This is a genomic window from Parasphingorhabdus sp., assembly GCF_036568145.1.
Taxonomy (GTDB): Bacteria; Pseudomonadota; Alphaproteobacteria; order Sphingomonadales; family Sphingomonadaceae; genus Parasphingorhabdus.
Genome location: NZ_DATCTC010000025.1, coordinates 39986 through 61202, shown reverse-complemented (window position 1 = coordinate 61202; position 21217 = coordinate 39986). Strand labels below are relative to the sequence as shown.

The following is a 21217-nucleotide window of genomic DNA, read 5'->3' as shown; positions in this document are numbered from 1 at the left end:
TGAAACTGAAAATAAGTTTTGATGAATTTGAAAATTAGTTCAAAATTTCCACGACGGCTTTAAACCAGAGAGCTATAGTCTGCACGGGGCCTTGAGAGGCGTTTCATAATAATGCACAAGGTATGGAATTGGCAGTTTGCCGGAGCAGAGCGGGGGCAGAAGTTGATTCTATATCTCTGATTGAAATCGCTACTACGACCTCAACTATAGAAGTTCGTTGATTTTCCTGTATATTAAGACTTATCAGGATATGAAAATCCATTGCTCTAAAAATAGAGAACAGATTATGAGCAGAAACAAAAATTTTTCTTCGCAGCAAAACCCTGGCGAGGCACTGCGAAAAATACGCACGGATAATGGCTGGACTCTGGCAGATGTGTACGAAAAGACAGGTCTTGCTGTGTCGACATTGTCAAAGCTCGAAACCGGCAAAATGGAGCTTAATTATACAAAGCTAATGAAATTGTGTGACGGATTGGATCTGGATATGGCCCAACTTTTCGCACTTCCTGATACACCGGCACCTGTCACCTCTGATCGCCCTCCACGCACCAAAATGACTGGCCGTCGCGCGATCACACGCAAAGGTGAAGAGCCTACCATGTCGGATGGTCCCTATTTTTATGAATTCCACGGGGCCGAGTTAAATCAACGCAGCTTTCACCCGATGGTCATCGAAGTGAGAGCTCGAAGCATGGAAGAATTTGGAAACTACATCAAACATGAAGGTGAGGAGTTCACCTATATCCTTGAAGGAGATGTTGAATTTCACAGCGAAATATATGCCCCAACGGTATTAAGCGAAGGGGATTCGATCTATTTCGATGCCGGAATGGGACATGCCTGGATAGCCTCATCCCCCGGACGTTGTCGAATTCTTGCGGTCTTTACCGGGTCGAGCCATCAGCATAGCTAAGTTAAACTTAATCGATTGAACATTCCCAAAAATAAAAAATCGACCTAAGGATATTCTTTGGCAGGCTCAAAACTATAGCTTTTCGAGCTTTTTCTGTTCTTCATGGATGGACAGTAACGACTGCATCAATTCATCATCCGGACTTGACATGATCCCCAGCACTTCGGCCTCTTCGCAATTTTCGGCGGCCAGATAGGCATGGCCCATTTTGGCGTCGATATAAATTGACTGGCCTTCATCCAGCGTAACCGGATCATAAAATTCAGTATAAACACTTATCCGGCCTTTTATCACATAGATGAATTCCTCGCCCTCGTGATGGACCAGGGAGCCAAATTCTTCCGGAGTTTTGGCCCTGATCTTGGTAATGACGGGGATCATGCGCTTTTGCCGGAGTTCGGTGCAAAGATAATAATAATCGTAGTTTGCGGTTTCCACCCGCACCGAATTTGTTATGTCTCCGATACTGCGCCGCGCCATCACAGAGGGGCGTTCCGGCTCGCTATTTTCGGCAAAAAGTTCGGACATCCTGATACCCAGACGCTGACTAACCTGTAATAGCTTGTCATAAGTCAGTGTTAGCCGGTCATGCTCCACCTTTGACAATGTCGAAAGCGGGATACCGCATTTCTCGCTCATCTGCTTTAATGTCCAGCCATTGGACTGACGCAGATTTCGAAGAATGGATCCCAAGGTTATGTCAGAATTGAGCATAATGGCCTTTAATTTATTCTTTCTTTCACTGACAATATTGAGTCTGTTTAGTCAACTCAAACATCTCTTTCGCATTAAACCGTATATTGAGATATGCAAATAACACATTTTCATTTGATTTGAGCTATTCCTCAGATTGCTCCAATGGCATCCCAATCATTCCGCCTCGATAAAATGATAGGCCGTGTAAGGTTCAAATGAGAATGAGAGGCGGGGACCGCGCTCAGTCTGATAAAATTCAACCCTATCATAGGGACCGCCTTCGGGGACATCGGTGACCTTTTCATAAAGATGCGGTCCGATCCGTTCCCAGGCTGACTTTTCGCCCCGGACATTGATTTCCAGACTGTTTGGGCCTTTTGCGGATACAAGTGTGTCATAGTCCTTGTTGGGCGCTCTGGCATAATCGCGCCGGTTGGAACGATAACGGCCCATCGGAGCCGTTTCGGCAGCGCCGCTCCATCGGGAAGTCGGTGCTTGCGGAAACATATATCCGGTAATCGCCTTGGTCAGGACTGTGCGAGCGTCGGAGCTTCCTTCTCCGCCCGACATTGAAATATAATAACCAAAGCCCAATTCCGGTGCGATGACGAGATCGGAATGAAAGTCCACCGTGTTACCGGCATGACCCACAAGCCGGGGAGTGGCGTCACGCTCGACCAGAAACCCATGTGCCATGCCCGCCAGACGCGGAGCATTAGCAAAGGAATTGCTTTGAAGCAGCCGCACAGATTTCTGCTTTAATATCCGCTTGCCATCAAGCGCGCCGCCATTCAGCATTGCCAGCATGAACCGCCCCATATCACTACCTGTTGAGACCGCGGAGCCCGCAGGCATTACCAGGCTAAGATATTCCGGTCCCTTGGCTATAAATTCACCATTCTCGACTTTGTAACCCGTCGCCATATTTTCGGCCAGCACGCCAGCAAGCGGTTCTGAAAAAGTGGTCGAGGTCATGCCGAGCGGTGCAAATATGTGGTTTTTCGTATATTCATCAAACGGTTCGCCCGAAACACGCTCAACAATATATCCTGCAAGCGCGGCACCAAAATTTGAATAAGCCGTTTCGATGCCGGGAGCCCAGACACGGCGGGGGACTTTGGCTTGTATCCACTCAGCATATGGCATCAACTTATCGGGATCGTCGACGATAAAGCCGCTAATATCGCTCATTCCCGGACTATGCGAAAACAGGTCGCGCACTGTAATAGGATCAAAGCCATTACGGGGTATTTCAAAGTCAATATAGTGGTTTACATCGGTATCAAGATCAACTGTTCCTGCCTCAATCTGTTGCATGAGTGCGACCCAGGTGAACAGTTTTGAGACAGATCCGGGATGGAACAGAGTTGCATCCGGATCTACGGGCGTTTTTGCCTCGATATTTTTGAAACCATATCCTTTGCTGGCATATATTTTTCCGTCATAAACTACCGTCACGACCGCCCCGGCAACTTCGCTGGTTTTTATCTGGTCCTCCACCATCTGGTCGATAAATGCGGGAAGCGCATCAAGGCGTTGCTGCTTAATATCATCGACCGCAATAATGGCGGGGGCGCTGTTGGCCGCGCTTTCCTCAACACTAGTGGCGACTGCGGGTGTCAGGCTCGCCAATAGGGAGCCAGCCAGTAATGATGTCACCAACAATGCTTTCGGCATCCAGAAAGTAACGCGATTACCAAGGGATGATATACCACAAGACGTTAAGTTTCGCATGAAAAACGGCGACATAGGTAAGCCCCTCACAATATTCTCTAATCAGGATTAACTGGCAGATTAAATATTTTCTGTCAAGAAGCCTGAAATTCCGATGTTTCCTTGGATTACGCCCTAAAGTAATGCGGTTGAGTTTATCCTTTCATGATGTAATTATCCCAAACAGAAAAGTTCTGCGATGATTTGATAGTCACTGATATCCGGTGAAGAAAGCGATGATGCCCAAGCTTTCAGTGGCAGTTACCCAGAACATCTTCCCGAAAGACCTTCTGGTAATTTATGTTGCGAATTTATTAAAGCTGTGCAAGTTAGGATAAAATGAGAATATTGTCCTGTTAAGAAAATTAACGTTGGATTCGGTCAATAATTCTTCAATATCGGGGAGTAGATATGAAAACCAATTTAGCGAACAAGAAAAAAGCTATCTTGAAAGGTGGCTATTTAGGCGCAGTGGCAGTCGCGCTGTTGACTACATCTGGTGCGCAGGCGCAATCAGAATCTGATGATGAAAATAGCAACGCCAATACGGCCGAAACGATCATCGTAACTGGTTCCCGTATTAGTAAAACGGGATTTGACCAGCCCACTCCGACAACCGTTATCGGAACCGAGGAGCTTCTTCAGGGTGATCGGCCCAATATCCAGCAGGTGCTGAACGATCAACCGCAATTCCGTCCGACTGTAACGCCTACGGTATCAGTCGGTAATACCAGCAGCGGGACAGCCCCGGCTGATCTTCGCGGCTTGGGAACAAACCGCACTTTGACTTTGGTAAATGGTCGCAGATATGTTGGTGACAACAATCTTAATTTTGTACCGACCAGCCTGATTTCACGCGTAGAAGTTGTGACCGGCGGTGCTTCTGCTGCGTGGGGTTCAGGCGCGGTAGCCGGCGTTGTGAATATCATTCTCAACGATGAACTTGAGGGTTTGACGCTAGGCGCTGACTATGGAATTTCCTCACGCGGGGATGGCGCGCGCTATGGCTTTGAAGGAAGCTATGGCACATCATTTGCCGATGGTGCAGGTCATGTCATGATCGGCGCGGAATATGTGAAGGACAAAGGCGTCCTCGATCGCAATTCACGCAAAAATCTGGGCAGCGCGAACTTTATTCCAGTCGCCGGAGGGCTGGAACTGGTCCGTGATGTCAACACATTACCTTTCGGTATTAGCGGTGGAGGTGGCCTGATTACTTCGGGTATCTTTGCCGGGCAGACATTTAACCGCGACGGATCTCTCCGTGCATTTAGCGGCCCGAATGCACAAGGGGTCGGCGGAAGTGATGCGGTCGGGCTTTACGACCATATTATCGTATCAACACCTGTTGAGCGTATGAGCATCTACGCCCGTGCCAGCTATGATATCGGCAATGCAAAATTATGGATCGACGGAACATATGGTCGTTCGGAATCCGACTATGACTTCCTACCCGATTTCCTAACACCGCCGCTGACTATCCAGGCAGATAATCCTTATTTGTCCGCCGGAATACAGAGCCAACTGGCAGCGGCAGGGGAAACCAGCTTCAGCTATTATCGCCTTTTCGATGATCTGTTGATGTCGCGATTCAATGGTATTCGTGAAAATAAAGAAGGCGCCATAGGCATAGACGGCTTTTTTGGAAACGGTTTCAAATATAGCGCCCATTACAGCCATGGTGAAGTGGACAGCGACCAGTCTTTTGGAAATGCCCGGTTGGCATCCAATTTTGATAATGCAGTCAATGCCGTGCTTAGTGGCGGAGATATCGTATGCGCGATCAATGCTGATGGTGATCCAACCAATGATGACCCCGCATGTTCGCCGCTAAATCCATTCGGGCGGTATAATGCTTCTGCGGAATCGCTCAATTATGTCACAGGGACTCAGCGGTCCTTCTCCACAAGCAAACTCGACTCGCTTGGCGCAGAGGTTCAGGGCGATCTATTCTCGCTTTGGGCTGGTCCGGTCACTGTTGCTGTGGGCGTGGAAGCGCGCTGGGAAGAGCTTGTTACCACGCGCACACCGGAGACTGTGGCAGGCGACTTTGGTATTCCACTCTTTACGACTGACCTGTCTGGCGGGTTTAATGTCAAGGAAGGCTTCGCCGAAATTGCAATGCCTCTGCTCGATATTGAAGATAAGTTCACTCTCGATTTCAACGGCGCAGCACGCTATTCCGACTATAGCACGAGCGGCGGAATTTGGTCATGGAAGGCTGGCGGCACGGCGCGTTTGTTTAACGATATTCTGCTCCGAGTAACCCGCTCGCGTGATATTCGTTCACCATCGATCAACGAACTTTTCTCCAGTCGATCAATCAATGTTCGGCCACTTGTCGATCAGGATACAGAAGGCCGCGCAGCCGCCAATCCAGCCTATAATCCAAACCCGGCGCTTGTTACTACTTTCACTGGCGGTAACCCCGACCTGAATCCGGAAATAAGCAGCACATTGACTTTTGGTGGATCCATATCTCCGTCATTCCTGCCGGGTTTCCGCTTCTCTGTTGATTATTATGATATTAGCATCGACGGCGCGATTGCAACATTGAGCGGTTCCAATTTGACTCTGGCCTGTAAGCAGGGAAGTGTTGACGCTTGTGCCCGTATTACACGTGATGGAACAGGGACAGTCACACAGGTATTGGCAAACTTCCAGAATATTGCCCAGTTTGAAACAAGCGGGATCGATTTTGAGGCAGCTTATACCCGGCCAGTGATGGACGGATCGCTAAGAATAAGGGCCATTGCATCCTATGTGGACAAATTCATTTTTGACACTGGCCTGAACCGTAACGATACGGCTGGCGACGTTGGTTCCGGAACGTTAAACGGTGTGCCCAAATGGCGCGGCACTTTAAGTGTTGGATATGATAATGACGATATGGGTGCAGACGTTCGTGTCCGTTATATTGATGGCGGTCTTTATGATCATCTGCTGACCAATCTGGTCAACAACAAAACCGATGCTCGGACATATGTTGACCTGGGGCTTCGCTTCAAGGTTACGGACCGGTTTACATTGTCGGGCAACGTGAACAATTTGTTCGACAAGAACCCACCATTGTCACCGCAGGGCAACCCGCATTATGATGTGATAGGAACCTATTTTTCCATCGGTGCCAAGGCAAAGTTCTGATTTATCCCTTATGAATCAGAAAAAGGCGATCAGTGAACACTGGTCGCCTTTTTTGTGGGTCGGTCTGAATGCAATCCTTGTTAGCTAAAGATTTTCTTATTGGGCATAACATCTTAGTGGTTGAAGAAGATTTGGGAGAAAACCTATAGAATCAACTGGCTTGACGGATTTTCTAATTAGGATAGTATAGCGGATAATGGTGCAAAATCAGAGAGCCGCATTCTGCTTTCTGGGAGGAGGGGATATATGGATTTCATCAGGATAATGGTTTTTGGCGCAGCTGCATTGATCGGAAGTATCATGCTGAGCCCTGTTAACGTGGATCAATTGGGACTAGGACAAATTGGCCTGGGACAAGCCACATTACCCCCACCTTCGCCGCTAACCCCTAAAGCTGCGGCCAAAGCTGAGGATCAGGCCATGCCCCAGGAACGGGGCGAAGCGGAGCAGCTAACCAAAGATGACCTTGATGCCTGGCTTGATGGCTATATGCCCTATGCGCTTAATAGCGGAGATATTCCCGGCGCCGTAGTCACGGTTGTAAAGGATGGAGAAATCCTGACGGCACGTGGATATGGTTATGCCGATGTTGAAAAACATACTCCGGTCATTCCCGACCAAACCCTGTTTCGGCCGGGGTCTGTATCTAAACTCGTGACATGGACGGCGGTCATGCAAGAGGTTGAGAAAGGTAATATCGACCTTGATGCCGATGTAAACACCTATCTTGATTTCAAAATACCTGCGCGCGGCGACAAACCCGTAACGATGCGGCATTTAATGACGCATACCGCAGGGTTTGAGGAAGCTGTAAAATATCTGATCATGTCAGATACAGAGAAACTGATGTCGCTTGAGGATTATCTCAAACGATGGGTGCCGGAGCGTATCTTTGATGCTGGAACAACCCCAGCCTATTCAAACTGGGGGACGGCACTGGCCGGGTATATTGTCCAGCGCGTATCGGGCATGCCATTTAACGATTATGTGGATCAGAATATCTTTGCCCCTCTTGGCATGGACAATTCCACATTCCGTCAACCGCTTGCCAAAAAGTATGAAGATCAGATGGCGACCGGATATAGCCGTGCGTCAGAGGATCCAATAAAATTTGAACTGGTCGGAGCTTATCCGGCAGGATCTTTGTCATCAACCGGCACCGACATGGCACGCTTCATGATCGCGCATCTGCAAAAGGGCGAGCTAGACGGAAAGCGGATAATGAGCGCTGAAACCGCCGAAATGATGCACAACAGTCCGCTGACGGTGATCCCGCCGCTCAATCGCATGGAGCTTGGCTTTTTTGAAACCAACACCAATGGACGGCAGGTTATCGCTCACCTTGGCGATACTCAGGGTTTCCATTCGTCTTTGCATTTGTTCATGGACGAAAATGTCGGTTTTTATGTCTCGTTCAATGGTGGTGGCAGAATGGGGGCCGCGGGGACGTTGCGCAATGCGGTCTTTGAAGATTTCGCCGACCGTTATTTCCCGAGCGAGCTAAAAAACGGGCCAAATGATCAGGAACCAGACGGAAAAGTCGCTCCGGAACTCGCCAAAGAACATGCCGAAATGATGGCCGGTAACTGGCAGGTCAGTCGGCGGTCAGAATCCAGCTTCATTGGTGTGACGGGACTATTGGGACAAATGGAGGTTTCGATTGGTCCAGATGGTGAACTGGTAATCCCCAGCTTGCTCGGTAAAGGCGGAGCACCGCGCCACTGGGTCGAGATTGCACCCTTTGTCTGGCGAGACCTGAACAGCGAAGACCGTCTTGCTGCCGTGGTGGAGGACGGAAAAGTCGTCCGCTGGAGCGTGGATCCGTTCTCACCCTTCATGGTGTTTGAGCCTATTCCCGCGCACAAGTCTCCAGGCTGGATATTGCCGCTGCTGTATATCAGCCTTGGCATATTGGCGTTGACGTTCCTGTTGTGGCCGGTTGCCGCCTTTGTACGGCGCAAATATGCGGCTCCTCTTGCTGTTACTGGCAAGGCCCGTTTGGCTTATCGGCTCACCCGGATATTTGCAGTGCTGGTTCTGGCCGTGCTGGCCGGATGGGCAGTCGCGATATCCATGATGTTCAGCGACCTTGACACTATGACAGAGGCATTCGATGGCTGGTTGTGGTTTCTGCAAATTGCCGGCTTAATAGCCTTTGTCGGCGCAGTCATTGTCACTGGCTGGAACATGTTTTTAACATGGCGCGAAGGTCGGCACTGGACGGCAAAGCTATGGAACATATTGCTGTTCCTCGCCGCTCTCATGATCTTCTATTGTGCCTTTGTGTTCAAATTGATGGCAATGACTGTCAATTACTAAGGCACAGGAACGGCAAAAAAACGGGCTTTCAGATTAATGAAAGCCCGTTTTTCTATTTCCGGTAGTCAGTTTTAAGATAGCAAAAATCCGCCGCTATTTCTCTCGTGCTGCGTCCGCCGCTTCGACTATCCTTAGCATATTACCGCTCCACATTTTTTCTATGTCGGCATCGGAATAGCCCGCCTGTTTCAGCCGCGCCGTAACTTTTGGTAGTGCGGCAATATCCCTAAACCCCTTAAAGCCGCCGCCGCCGTCCCAGTCTCCGCCAAAACAGGTGTGATCGACGCCCGCAACTTTAATGACATGCAGTACGGCCGCCATATATTCTTCAAAATCAACTGCCCATAACGGCTCTGATTCCTCAAGAGCGTTCCACTCTTTGACAAACTGGGCCTGCTCGGCCGGTGACATGCTACCGATACTGTCCAGCTTGCCGAAAACTTCTGCTTTGGCTGGCGGCAGGTTCATCGGTGACAGAAAAATTGTCGATACACAGATAGCACCGCCTGATGAGGCCAGTTTGCGAATACGCGCATCATCCAGATTGCGTGGCAGGTCGGAAAGCGCCTTGGGGCTGGTATGAGACAGGATGAGCGGCGTTTTGGACAGCTCGACCATCTGGTCAAACGCTGCATCAGAGGCGTGACTGCCATCAATTACCATGCCAAGCCGGTTCATCTCCTCCACCCATTCACGGCCCAGCGGGCTGAGACCATTCCACTTCGGGCTGTCGCCAGAGGAATCAGCGAACTGGTTATTGGCCGAATGCACCGGCCCTACCATCCGCACACCGCGCTTATAAAATTCTTCCAAAAGCTCCAGATCGTCGCCCAGAGGATAGCTATTCTCCATGCTCTTGAAAGCGATCAGTTTTCCCTGAGCATCAATGCGCCGTGCATCGGCGGCTGTTCGGGCGGGCAAGATTGTGTTCGTGTTTTGCGCCAGCATCGCGTCAATCTCGTCAGAACGGCTAAATGCAAAGTCACGTGCGTCGGCATAACCTTGCGCAGTCAAAGGGCCTTGCGCGGTATATATGGCGAAAAATCCGCCATCCAGATTTCCGGCTGCCATGCGCGGAATATCAACCTGAACAACATCATTTTCGAGCGTGTGTGCATCTGCAAAGCTCCAGCCCTCCCTTGCGAAATGCATCGGAACATCAAGATGGCTATCGAGGACCAGAAACCCGCTGTGCAGATTGTCGGGTGCAGGCGGCGATCCTTGCGGATAAGCGCAACCGGCAAGGAGCAGACAGGGCAGAAGTGATTTTCTCATTTTAGCATCCCTTTAAATTTGATGTTCCAATTCATGCGCTAACCTTCGCTTCGGAAGTTGGCGTGGCTGCCTTTGTATAGAGCTTCATGATGCCAAGCGTCATTAGCGGCAGAATGTAGACAACAATAAATATATAAGCGAGCGCGGTATAGCCGCTGGCGATGAGCGCGATCAGCCCAAAGCGATCCGCCACAAAAATGCAACCAATCAGGATCACCACCGCAATTGCGATACGGGCACCGGTAGCAAGACCAATATCGCGCCGCGTCATAAGGACATGATCGATGCGTTCGTTAATCGAATGGATGGCACCAACGCTGCTTTCCAGAAGCGCCGTGAAAATCATGAATTGAAAAGCAATCTGGAACAAAGGGCTGTTCAGCTTTTCCAGCATGAAGGTGGACGGCAGCGTCTCTGACTCAATGCCGGGATAGAAGGCCACCATGCAGATAAAGAACATAATCGCGGGCCACATGGCCAGCGGCCCCGCGACAAGGCCCGCTACTATGGCATCGCGGCGGCTGGTAAGGTGGCGTAAAAGCGGCAGAATGACTATAGCACCAACCACATTATAGCTGGCATAGGTCAAACCTCCAAAGGCCCAGTCGTCAGCAGATGGGGCGAGGGCAAAGCGATCGGTAATTCGCTCGCCAAAGCTGGTAAAGGCAAGGATCATGAAAATGATATAAACGCCGTAGATAAAGGGCGTGGCGAATTTGAACAGTCGCTCCACCGATGCGTTGCCAAGCGCGGTCCCTATAACAACCGCTAGTGCGAGAGCGATTGTCCCCACCACAACAGGCAAGCCAAACATCGCCGCACCAATTTCACCCGCCGCCGCGCCAAAAACAGCGACAACCAGGATGACAAACAAAAGATAGGCGATTTCAAAAATAACCCATCCGCGCCCCAGAAGTGCTGAAAAGAAACTGCGATAGTCAAAAGCGGAATATGCCTGGGCAAAAGCAAAGGTCGCGGCGCAGATCAGGCTCCATAACCCCATGGCCAGAATGATCCCGGCAAGGCCGCCCCACGGACCGCTAACCAGAAAAAACTCCGCTAGCTCACGTCCGGTCGCATAGCCGCCGCCGATGACAAAGCCCTTGAACGCGAAACCCGGGAGCAGAAAGCGCTGAAAAAAGCTTGCCTTTACGCCATCTGTCCCGGCCTTCATTATGTGTCGCCCAGACAGGAAGTGATGAGCGCTTCAAAGGCCGGCCCTTTTCGTATTGGATCGGCCACGGGCAAGCCAAGCCGCTTGCTTTCCCGCGCCATTAGTGCCTCGGCCTCCTCTGCCGAAAGGTCTGACGTGTTAAACGCAATTCCGCCGCAGCGAATAGCCGGGTTTGTAAGCTTGCCAAGAGTGATGTTGAGATCAATAACTTCTTCGATCGACGGGAGCGGAAAATCGGGTAGCCCCAGGATATGCGTTCGTCCCGGCTGATGACAAACAACAAAAACATCCGGCTGGCTACCGTGCAAAAGGCCCAGCGAGACAGCCGCATAGGCAGGGTGATAGAGTGATCCTTGTCCCTCGATAACATCCCAATGGTCGTCCGCCGCATCGGGACTAAGCATTTCTGCCGCTCCCGCCTCGAAATCAGAGATTACCGCATCCATAGGCATTCCTCCGCCAGAAATCATGATGCCGGTTTGTCCGGTAGCACGAAAATCGGTGTTAATCTCCCGCTCCTTGAACGCCTGCGCAATGGCAAGAGTCGCATATTTTTTCCCAAGCGCGCAGTCAGTCCCAACCGCAAGCAGCCGCTTCCCGCTGCGCTTGCGGCCTGTGGCTACACTAATATTTTCAGGCGGCACCCGCACATCAATCAGTCTTTGTCCCGACCGCGCCGCAGCTTTGCGCAGTGCCGGTATATCTTCCAAACGTGCGTGTAGCCCACTGACAATATTCAGCCCGGCATCCAGTGCTTCGACCAGTGCCACGATCCAGCTTTCGGGAATGACCCCGCCGGGATTTGCAACCCCGATGACAAGTGACCGCGCACCCGCCGCCTTTGCTTCAGCCGGTGTCATTGCGGGTAGTCCGGCGCTGACCGCATCTGGCGCGCAGCTATATTCGCCGACGCACAGATCACGCGCCCAGTCGCGCAGGCCAAAGGCGGTCTTGGCATAGCCCGGCACCGTCGTATCACCAAGGAACACAAGATAAGGCTGCGGCAGTAAAGGAATAATATTCTCCGCGAACGGTGTTGGGGCATTCATAATGAAGTTCCTAGAAAAGCCGATATTGGCGTGATTTATTTCCATGTATTGCGTAAAAGACGCTGGAAATTTCCGCCGAGAACGGCCTTGATATTCTCGGCGGAATAATTGCGCCGCAATAATTCTTCGGTAAGGTCGAACATCTTGAGCGGATGGTCAAAACCATCGACATCAATTTTCTCGCGGAAAGCATAGCTGCCTTTATAAGCCGATCGCAGCATCTTGTTCTGCTCCGGCTTCATATCGTCATAACCATACAGATCAGAATCCGAGCCAATGCCGACATGTTCAATCGCTGTCAGTTTTATAACATGCTCGATATGATCGGCGATATGGGTGATGTTGGTCGGCTCGGTCTTGCTGACAAACTGTCGGACACCGGCGATCCCCATGACACCGCCCTTGTCACCAAGCGCCTTGATCGCTTCATCGGTCTTGCTGCGCACATGGCCAGATATGGCGCGGCAGTTGCTGTGCGTATATGCTATCGGAACCGGTGATAGCTTGACGGCGTCAAGCGTCGTTTGGTCGCCGCTGTGCGAAACATCGACCAGCATGCCGACCTCGTTCATCGCTTTGATGATTTCAAAGCCAAAGTCGCTCACACCGCCGTCAACGCGCTCTGTGCTGCCTGATCCAATTCGGTTCTGGCTGTTATAGGTTAACTGTGAACAGCGCTGACCCAAATTGTAAAAAGTTTTGACATCCTCCACTTTTCGGAAATGGTCGGCATTTTGCACACCCATGATAACGCCGATACGTCCGCTCGCTTTTGCATGTTCCAGATCGGCCATCGTCCCGATTAACGCAAACACATCGGGGCTGCGCCCTGCATAGCCCTGCCAATCGGCAAAATAGCGCAGCGCATGTGTATAGGCCTCTGGCCCGCCCAGGCCGAAAGCGTTGTGGAATCCGGTTATACCGCTCGCCTTGAAATCGGCAATCGCTTGCTCGCTTGGCGGTTTGGTATTGGCGTCGGGCGAGAAATCCATGTGCAGCGGTGCCAGCATGTCGATGACCAGCGCTTCACCGACAATATCCATGGCGCGTTTGGAATATTTGCGGGGACTGGCTGCACTCAGGCTGTAATAGCCGAAATTGACCATCGGAAACGCCAATGCTGCCCCACCGGCACCAGCAACAAATGCCCGCCGGGAAAGTTTTGGCTGCGATATTTCTGGCTGCTTCAACCTCATCTTCCTGCCCATTGGAAATCCCCTCAATATTATTATCCTAATTAGGACAGTAATATCCTATAAAGAGAAATGTCAATGAATTTCTTGGCTCTCAGGGTCAGATAGCAGCTTGATATTCCGCGATTGCCTAAACCGCGTTCAGTCCCCATAATTCGGATGGGCACCAGATATTGCCGTCCGAATATTCCACGGCAGGCGAACGATCTTCCCGAAGAAAGGTGGGGCCATCAAGGTCAACCACATCGCAAAGCTGTCCGACAATGAATGACGGCGCCATCGACAGGCTGCTGCCCATCATGTTCCCGACCATTACACCCAGCCCCCATTTCTTTGCCCGCCTTGCGATCGCCAGTCCTTCGGTCAGGCCGCCGCATTTATCGAGCTTGATATTCAAAACATCAAAACGGCCAACCATATTATCCACATCTTCAAGCGACAGGGCGCTTTCATCCGCCGCAAAGGGCATCCGCCGTTCAAACCCGTCAAGGTCGCTTTCACGCCCGCGCGCCAATGGTTGCTCAAGCAGCTTCACATCGTTTTCAAGTAAGACATCCACCAGAGCCGTCAGGCCGTCAATCTCATAACCCTGATTGGCATCAACACCGATCCAGCATTCCGGTCGAGCAGTCCGGACCGCGGCAACACGGGCAAAATCAACATCGGCATCTCCCGTCAGTTTGAGCTTCAGCGCCTTGAATTCGGTCAGCGCTGCCGCTTTCTGTGCCATTATCTCCGGATCCTGCGCACCCAATGTAATTGTAGTCAGCAGCGGCTCTGGCGCGGCCGGAAGTCCGGCAAGTTCCCATACCGGCGTTCCGCTTGCCTTGGCCTCCAATTCCCACCAGGCACAATCAAGCGCATTGCGTGCACCGCCATGGGGAAGAAGCTGTTGTAACTCCTCCCGCGTCGCTCCTGCCTCAATCTCTGCCCTCACACTCTCGATCTCGGCGAGCATTTTATCTGTGTCATCGCCCAGATAATAGGCTCCAGCCGCTTCTCCGCGGCCGGTATTTTCACCATCTGACAAGCTGACCAAAACGACTTCGGTTTCGGTGAACAAGTGACCGGAAATACGAAACGGCTCGTGATAAGGAAATGTCTCGGTGGAAACATCAAGGGTAATTGGTCCGCTCATTAAATATCTTTCTGTCGTAGAGAAGGGCAGGCGGGGGTGTTACTTTTTGGCCGCGACCGGTTTGAACAGCAGGTCGTGATAATCGTAACTGAAATCTGCGATTGGTGAGAGTGCCTTCATCGTCACTCGATCAACTGCGCCTTCGGAATCCAGCGAAAATGTCGCTATGGCCGGCTCAATCGCTTCATCGGTCAGACGGGTGATGAAGCTGTCATATTGATAATGTTCCAGCCGCCCGTTCATGCGCGGGGTTGATGTAAAATCAATGGTCAGCCCTTGCTTGTCGCGGCCGACATTAATTTTACCATACCACGGATCAACATATTCCCCGGCATAGGCATCCAGAGACAGTGACGGTCCGACATTCGCCGGATCGGCTTGCTTGGTCTGCAATAAAGCCAGACCCTTTTCGATCCGTTCCTCGCGAACTGCGGCCCATTTTTCCGGCCAATCAGATTTCGGAAAGTCAAGATAATGGTCTAACAGTTCCAGCATCATGCCGCGCAAAACCTGTCCGTCTTCGGAATTGATCATTATCGCAAACCCGACATCCTTGTCCGGGATCATGGCGACAATTGTCTGGGCCCCGAAAACCGCGCCGCCATGTGAAACGATCTTCACGCCGCGATAATCGCTGACATCCCAGCCCAGAGCATAGGTAGAGAAATTGGGCGTGGACGCGGCGAGCGCTGGTGGAAGCTGTTGAATCGGCTTGAGCACCACTGGCTCCCACATTTCTTTTGATGAGGCCTCACTGAACAGGCGTTCGCCATTTGGCATCATGCCATGGGCGAGCTGAATCTTCAGCCAGGTCGCCATGTCACGGGCGCTAACCGCCAGGCCGCCCGCAGGGGCAGCCGTCCGGCCCAGTTCATCACGCTCATCAAGCATTTCTTGCGACCCGGCACCGCGTAGGCCACCGTCAAACCGCGCGTGGGGAAATGCGCGGTTTTCGGTCGCAAATCGCGGCTCACTCGCCGCGGTGCTGTCGTTCATTCCCGCTTTTGCAAAAATATTCTGAGCGGTATATTCCTCCCACGTCTGGCCGGTAACTTCCTCAATCAACTGCCCCGCCACCATGTAGAGAATATTGTCATAGGCGTAGCTGTAACGAAAACTCGTCGCGGGTTTGATATGGGCAAGACGGCGCACCGATTCCTTGCGGGTCAGATTCGTGCGCGGAACAAATAACAGGTCGCCCGCGCCAAGGCCCAGACCGCTGCGATGGACCAGCAGATCGCGAATCGTCATCTCTCGCGTGACATAGGGATCATACATCCGGAACCACGGCAGATGGTCGATCACCTTGTCGTCCCAGCCGATTTTCCCCTGATCCACTAACAGCGCCAGCCCCGCCACTGTGACCGCTTTACCGGTTGATCCGGTCGGGAAAATTGTAGCCTCATCAACAGGCTTGTCGCCGCCAAGCTTGCGCGTGCCATATCCTGAGGCCAGCGTGGTTTCACCCTGCTCGACAATAGCGATCGCCATACCGGGCACCCCGGCTGCCTGCCGAACAGCCTCCACCCGCGCATCAAAATTTTCCGGTGGTTGCGCCGTGGCAGAGAAAGATAACGGCACAAACAGAACAAATGCCGACACATATTTCAATAACCGATAATTATGGCCCATGATCCAATCCCCATTCCACTTTATTTCAGTCTCTGCCTGACAAACAAACCCGCCGACACTTGATTGAATAATTTATAGCCTAGAATGAGAATTATTCCAAATCAGAAAACTTGTCTCTCGACATGCCTTTCTGAAAAGACTGTGTAGTCCAGAGAAAAGGGGAGCATTTTTGTGGCCGCCGCCAGATACAACAGCCTTCATTCAACAATGTGAGAGAGCGGTACGGTGATCAGAGGATCAGATTCATATCTCTTTAGCGAGTTATTACGCTCAGAGTCCTGACCATAGTCAGGCACGGCACTATCATGAAACCTGCAGTTTTGCTTGAATCAGTTACAATATCCGGAATCCAGTTCCAAGGCACGTAAGTCCCGGAAAAGCCGCCACCATATCGACCCGGAAAGTCGACTACCATATTGATATAAAGGAAATAAATATGGTGACCCCTACGGGAATCGAACCCGTGTTTCAGCCGTGAAAGGGCCGCGTCCTAACCGCTAGACGAAGGGGCCGTACCAATGCTTGGCCAGCGAGATTGGGCGATTAGGGGTATCGGGCGATTTGGTCAACCCCTTAATGGCTGTTTGCGGGCTTATTCTTGGATATTTTTTTCTTCCTGCCAAATGGGGTGGTTTAATCGGCCCAGGCGGCGTCTTCCAGATGGATTTCGGCGGCGGGGCGGCTGCCCCAATCGTCTATCTTGGCGCGGCCGGCGATCCATAGCTTCCGGCTTTTCGGCGCATGGAGCAGGGCTTGGCCCAAATCGCTTTCGGCGGCGCGAAAGGCGATGGTTTTGATGGACCCGCCGTCATCTCCGGCCACGATCATCCGGACATGGTCCTTGCCGACAATATCGCATTTGACGATCCGCACAGGCCCGGCGGCAATGCGCGGCGCGGGCCAGCCCATGCCATAGGGCCCTGCGCCTTCCATCGCCTCTACAAAGACCGGATTGACGCCCTTTGGGGACAATACAGCGTCGAGCAGCAGTGCTTTCCCAGCCTGTGCGCTGCCCACCACGTCCGCCAGCCGGTCGTTCAGAAATTCGCTGAATGCATCGATCTTTGCCGAATCAACGGTGAGTCCGGCCGCCATGGCATGACCGCCGCCCGCGATTAACAGCCCTTTGTCCTTGGCCGCGATAATGGCCGCGCCCAGATCGACGCCAGAGATCGAGCGTCCCGATCCCTTGCCAATGCCGTCGTCATCTTCGGCAATGATGATGGCGGGACGGCCCAGCTTTTCCTTGATGCGGCCCGCGACAATACCGATCACACCGGGGTGCCATCCTTTTGCCGACAAAACCGCAACGGCCTGATTCTGCTGCGCGGAGCACATCGCGTCTGCCTGTTCCAGCACATAGGCTTCTATAGCCTGGCGTTCCTGGTTGAGATGATCCAGTTCGGCGGCGATTTGCCGGGCTTCTTCGGGGTCCTGCGTTATCAGCAAACGGACGCCGAGATCGGATTTCCCGACCCGCCCTCCGGCATTGATCCTTGGACCCAGGGCAAAGCCGAGATCAGAGCATATTGGCGCGCGTTTCAACCGGCTGGCGTCGATGAGAGCGGCCAGCCCGATATTCCGGCGACCGGCCAGCACTTTCAGGCCCTGCGCCACGAACGCGCGGTTCAGCCCGCGAAGCTGCGCGACATCGGCGACCGTGCCCAAAGCCACGATGTCCAGAAGTTCGAGCAGTTTCGGTTCGGCCCGGTCCTTGAAATAACCCTTACCGCGCAGATTGCGAACCAGCGCCGCGCCCAGCAAAAACGCCATGCCCACCGCGGCCAGATGGCCATGCTGCGCCCCGGCGTCGCTTTCATCAAGGCGGTTGGGATTCACAAGCGCGCTTGCCTTGGGCAGAGTGGCGGCGCATTTATGATGATCGACGACAATCACCTCGACCCCCGCTGCGTGCGCCATATCCAGCGCGTCAAAAGCCATCGCTCCGCAATCCACGGTGACAACCAGATCAGAGCCCTGACGGCCAAGTTTGACCAGCGCTTCGCCGGATGGGCCATAGCCCTCCATCAGCCGGTCGGGGATATAATAGCCCGCGTCCAGCCCCAGATCGCGGAGCAAGCGGATGAGCAGCGCGGCACTGGTCGCGCCGTCAACGTCATAGTCACCGAAAACTGTTACTTTCTCGCGAGCCAGAACAGCACGGGCCAGCCGTTCGGCGGCGACTTCCATGTCCTGAAATACCGAAGGGTCGGGCATGAAGCCCCTGATCGTGGGATCGCGGTTGATATCCAGCGTTTCGCGGGTGGCTCCGCGCGCCAGTAATAGCTGAGTGACCAGATCATCCGGTTGAAAACCGGGGTCGCGGGCATCGGCGCTGGTGCTGCGCCATTGCCATGTCTGGCCGGACAAGGATTTGGTGACATTCAAAACTGCATTCATGGGCGCAGCTATGGGCGATACGCGGCGCGCTGACAATCGCTTTGATCGCTGTTAGGAAGGCGATATGAAAAACCTGCTCATTACATATTACAGCTTTACCGGCGGCACGCAGCAGATGGCGGAGGCCGCAGCAGAGGCCGCGCGGGGGGAGAAGGAAACCCGAACCACGATAATGCGCGCAGAGGATTGCCAGCCGTCCGACATGCTGGACGCGGATGGCTATATTTTTGCGACGCCGGAAAATCTTGCGGCGATTGCAGGCGTGATGAAGGCGTTTCTCGACCGCTGCTATTATCCCTTGCTGGGGCAGATAGAGGGACGGCCCTATGCCGCGATGATCTGCGCTGGATCAGACGGAGAAAATGCACGGACGCAACTGGAACGGATTGCAACCGGCTGGCGATTGAAAAGGGTCATGGATACGCCGATTATCTGCACCCATGCACAAACTACGGAAGAGATATTGGCGCCCAAGGCGATCGGGGAAACCGACAAGGCGCAATGCGCTGAAATCGGAGCGACAATGGCCGCCGGTCTGGCAATGGGGATTTTTTAACGACAATATCCCCTCCCCTTCAGGGGAGGGGTTAGGGGTGGGGGCGAGCGATAGCGAACTTTGCACCCTCCAGCCACAAACCGGCATCGAGCCGGTTTGCGTCATCCCCACCCCTGAAGGGGAGGGGGGATTAAGGGATTAAATCAATTCAGCTACCCGTTCCTGCAAAGCGGGGATAACTTCCGCCTCAAACCATGGATTGGCTTTGAACCAGCGGATATTTCTGGGGCTGGGATGGGGCAGGGGCAGGGCGGTGGGCCAGAATGTTTTCCACCGTTTGACAGTCTCGGTAAGCGTTTTGGATTTCGCGTCGCCAAGATGCCAGTCGAGCGCATATTGGCCCAGAATCAGGGTAAGCTCGATATTCGGCAACAGGTCGAGCAGCGGCCTGCGCCATTGCGGCGCACATTCAGCGCGGGGAGGAAGGTCGCCGCCTTTGCCGGTTCCGGGGTAACAAAAACCCATCGGCAGGATCGCGAAAAGGGCGGGATCGTAAAACTGTTCCTCACTGACACCCAGCCATGCGCGCAGGCGTTTGCCGCTAAGGTCACCAAAGGGACGGCCAATTTCATGGGTCTTGCGGCCCGGTGCCTGTCCGACGATCAGGATTTTCGCGGTGGAACCGGCTTGCACCAATGGGCGGGGGCCAAGCGGCAGGTCGCGGCATATCGTGCAGGCGCGAACATCTTTGAGCAATCCGTCCAGATTATCCGCGCTTTCAGTCATGATCCGGGCTTATATTTCTTCACTTGGTAACGAGGCGGCATATCTCGTCATGGTCCGGTTTTTCATTCCCGGCAGGCGGGATGAAAGTATAGACATAGGATAAATGCGTCGGGACACGGTCTTTTATCCCTTCTCGCTCACCGTTCACGACCGCGGCAAAATCGGTGCAAACGACGGCGCTACGCAGATAATCGCTATGGCCGATATTTCCGCTGCTGACCGGCGTGGTATCGACAATGGTCAGCCCGCTTTTTTCTGGCGGCACGTCATATTCGGATTTTGCCGCGTAACAACGTTCCGGCAGGCCTTTGGCTTTGAGATCGGCAGCTTCGAAAGGGTCAAAACAGTCCGGTCGGCCAAGGCGCGGATAGCCGTGCAGCCTGTCGGACAAGGACAGGGCCCGGTCCTTTACCGAAACATAGACGGTGATCCGGCGGTCGTTATTAACCCGGCGAGCGGACAGGACTTCCTCGGCGATGCCGCGCTCAAAATGCTCGCGGTCAATATCGGGGGAGGCGAGAATGATGTTGGACACCACGCTGCTATCGCTATTCTGTGCCGTACGGTCCACAAACTCGACAGCAGGCAGCACGAGCCGTGCGCCAAGCGAGTGGGAGACAAGAATGATTTCCCTGGTCCAGGGTTGCTGGGCCAGTTTGGTCAGGAATTGGCGAAAATTGCGATCGTCCCAATACATATTGGTTTCATCGGCCGCATATTTCATGAAGTCGCCATGCGAGGGCCAGCTATATTGAATGACCGGCCCTGTAAAACCGGTAAGCCGCGCGATTTGCGCCGTGTCACGGGAACTGGTTAAAAATGACTCTCGAAAGCCGTGGACATAAAGCAGCACCCGGCCACTATTTGCGTCGGTGGCGCCTTTGTCCTGGGCTTTGGACAGGTCCGTCCACCACCGGTTTTCATGGGCCAGGGTGAAGGGGACAGACTGCCCGTCCGGCTTGCCCTTTTCATCAATGTCATCTTGCGGAGTGGCAAAGCGGCCATAGCGCACTTTGTCAGTGCGGTAATTGAGCATCGATACATCGCGTGTACGGCAGTCGGGCAAGCGGCTGGTGACAAAGAAAAACGGCTTGTCGGCGACCTCTATCGCGGTGTTTTCCGCAGGATCACAGAGTCCGCTCGCAACATAGTCCGCATGGCGGATGTCGCCATAATCGACCGGGGAGATACAGCCCGCCAGCCACAGCGGCAAGGCAAGCATTGCGGGTTTCAAGGCTCTGGTCCATTTAAACTGGGCCATTTTCAAGATCACCGCCGGGGTCACG

The 21217-nt window shown here is 52.9% G+C and carries 15 protein-coding genes and 1 tRNA gene; 4 read left to right on the top strand and 12 right to left on the bottom strand.

Annotated features, from left to right (window positions below; translation table 11 throughout):
• Window positions 1–217: 217 nt before the first annotated feature.
• Window positions 218–916, top strand: coding sequence for an XRE family transcriptional regulator (locus tag VIN76_RS09160; protein ID WP_332041541.1), 699 nt, complete (start codon window positions 218–220; stop codon window positions 914–916).
• Window positions 917–988: 72 nt separating this feature from the next.
• On the opposite strand, the gene VIN76_RS09155 is transcribed toward VIN76_RS09160, so the two are convergent.
• On the bottom strand, window positions 989–1630 hold the full coding sequence (locus VIN76_RS09155; protein ID WP_332041540.1) for an XRE family transcriptional regulator: 642 nt from the start codon (window positions 1628–1630) through the stop codon (window positions 989–991).
• A 156-nt stretch (window positions 1631–1786) separates the two neighbouring features.
• On the bottom strand, window positions 1787–3271 hold the full coding sequence (locus VIN76_RS09150) for a serine hydrolase domain-containing protein (protein ID WP_332041539.1): 1485 nt from the start codon (window positions 3269–3271) through the stop codon (window positions 1787–1789).
• Window positions 3272–3736: 465 nt separating this feature from the next.
• Here VIN76_RS09150 and VIN76_RS09145 point away from each other — a divergent pair, with 465 nt between their 5' ends.
• Both VIN76_RS09145 and VIN76_RS09140 read left to right on the top strand, forming a co-directional pair.
• Window positions 3737–6469 (top strand): TonB-dependent receptor plug domain-containing protein, encoded by a 2733-nt coding sequence (locus VIN76_RS09145; protein WP_332041538.1) that lies wholly within the window; start codon window positions 3737–3739, stop codon window positions 6467–6469.
• A 246-nt stretch (window positions 6470–6715) separates the two neighbouring features.
• A complete protein-coding gene (locus VIN76_RS09140) occupies window positions 6716–8788 on the top strand; it encodes a serine hydrolase domain-containing protein (protein WP_332041537.1) in 2073 nt (690 codons plus the stop codon).
• A 93-nt stretch (window positions 8789–8881) separates the two neighbouring features.
• Here VIN76_RS09140 and VIN76_RS09135 read toward each other — a convergent pair whose 3' ends face one another.
• The 8 genes from VIN76_RS09135 to recJ form a co-directional block, all read right to left on the bottom strand.
• Window positions 8882–10063, bottom strand: a complete 1182-nt coding sequence (locus tag VIN76_RS09135; RefSeq protein ID WP_332041536.1) for a dipeptidase — start codon at window positions 10061–10063, stop codon at window positions 8882–8884.
• 31 nt (window positions 10064–10094) lie between these two features.
• Window positions 10095–11237, bottom strand: coding sequence for a hypothetical protein (locus tag VIN76_RS09130; RefSeq protein WP_332041535.1), 1143 nt, complete (start codon window positions 11235–11237; stop codon window positions 10095–10097).
• Window positions 11237–12286, bottom strand: coding sequence for a DUF1611 domain-containing protein (locus tag VIN76_RS09125; protein WP_332041534.1), 1050 nt, complete (start codon window positions 12284–12286; stop codon window positions 11237–11239). The genes VIN76_RS09130 and VIN76_RS09125 overlap by 1 nt, the downstream gene beginning before the upstream one ends.
• A gap of 35 nt (window positions 12287–12321) precedes the next feature.
• Complete coding sequence (locus VIN76_RS09120) at window positions 12322–13476, bottom strand: dipeptidase (RefSeq protein ID WP_332041533.1); 1155 nt, start codon at window positions 13474–13476, stop codon at window positions 12322–12324.
• Window positions 13477–13609: 133 nt separating this feature from the next.
• On the bottom strand, window positions 13610–14617 hold the full coding sequence (locus tag VIN76_RS09115) for a dipeptide epimerase (protein WP_332041532.1): 1008 nt from the start codon (window positions 14615–14617) through the stop codon (window positions 13610–13612).
• Between the two features lie 39 nt (window positions 14618–14656).
• Window positions 14657–16249: a serine hydrolase gene (locus VIN76_RS09110; protein ID WP_332041531.1), complete on the bottom strand. Its 1593-nt coding sequence runs from the start codon at window positions 16247–16249 to the stop codon at window positions 14657–14659.
• A gap of 437 nt (window positions 16250–16686) precedes the next feature.
• Window positions 16687–16761, bottom strand: a tRNA-Glu gene (locus VIN76_RS09105).
• Window positions 16762–16882: 121 nt separating this feature from the next.
• A complete protein-coding gene (gene recJ / locus VIN76_RS09100) occupies window positions 16883–18649 on the bottom strand; it encodes a single-stranded-DNA-specific exonuclease RecJ (protein ID WP_332041530.1) in 1767 nt (588 codons plus the stop codon).
• Window positions 18650–18713: 64 nt separating this feature from the next.
• Here recJ and VIN76_RS09095 point away from each other — a divergent pair, with 64 nt between their 5' ends.
• The gene (locus VIN76_RS09095; RefSeq protein ID WP_332041529.1) at window positions 18714–19205 is read left to right on the top strand and encodes an NAD(P)H-dependent oxidoreductase; all 492 of its coding nucleotides are present in this window, start codon (window positions 18714–18716) and stop codon (window positions 19203–19205) included.
• A gap of 138 nt (window positions 19206–19343) precedes the next feature.
• On the opposite strand, the gene VIN76_RS09090 is transcribed toward VIN76_RS09095, so the two are convergent.
• Together VIN76_RS09090 and VIN76_RS09085 are read right to left on the bottom strand one after the other, a co-directional pair.
• Window positions 19344–19931 (bottom strand): uracil-DNA glycosylase family protein, encoded by a 588-nt coding sequence (locus VIN76_RS09090; protein ID WP_332041528.1) that lies wholly within the window; start codon window positions 19929–19931, stop codon window positions 19344–19346.
• 19 nt (window positions 19932–19950) lie between these two features.
• A complete protein-coding gene (locus VIN76_RS09085; protein WP_332041527.1) occupies window positions 19951–21192 on the bottom strand; it encodes an alpha/beta hydrolase in 1242 nt (413 codons plus the stop codon).
• Window positions 21193–21217: the final 25 nt, after the last annotated feature.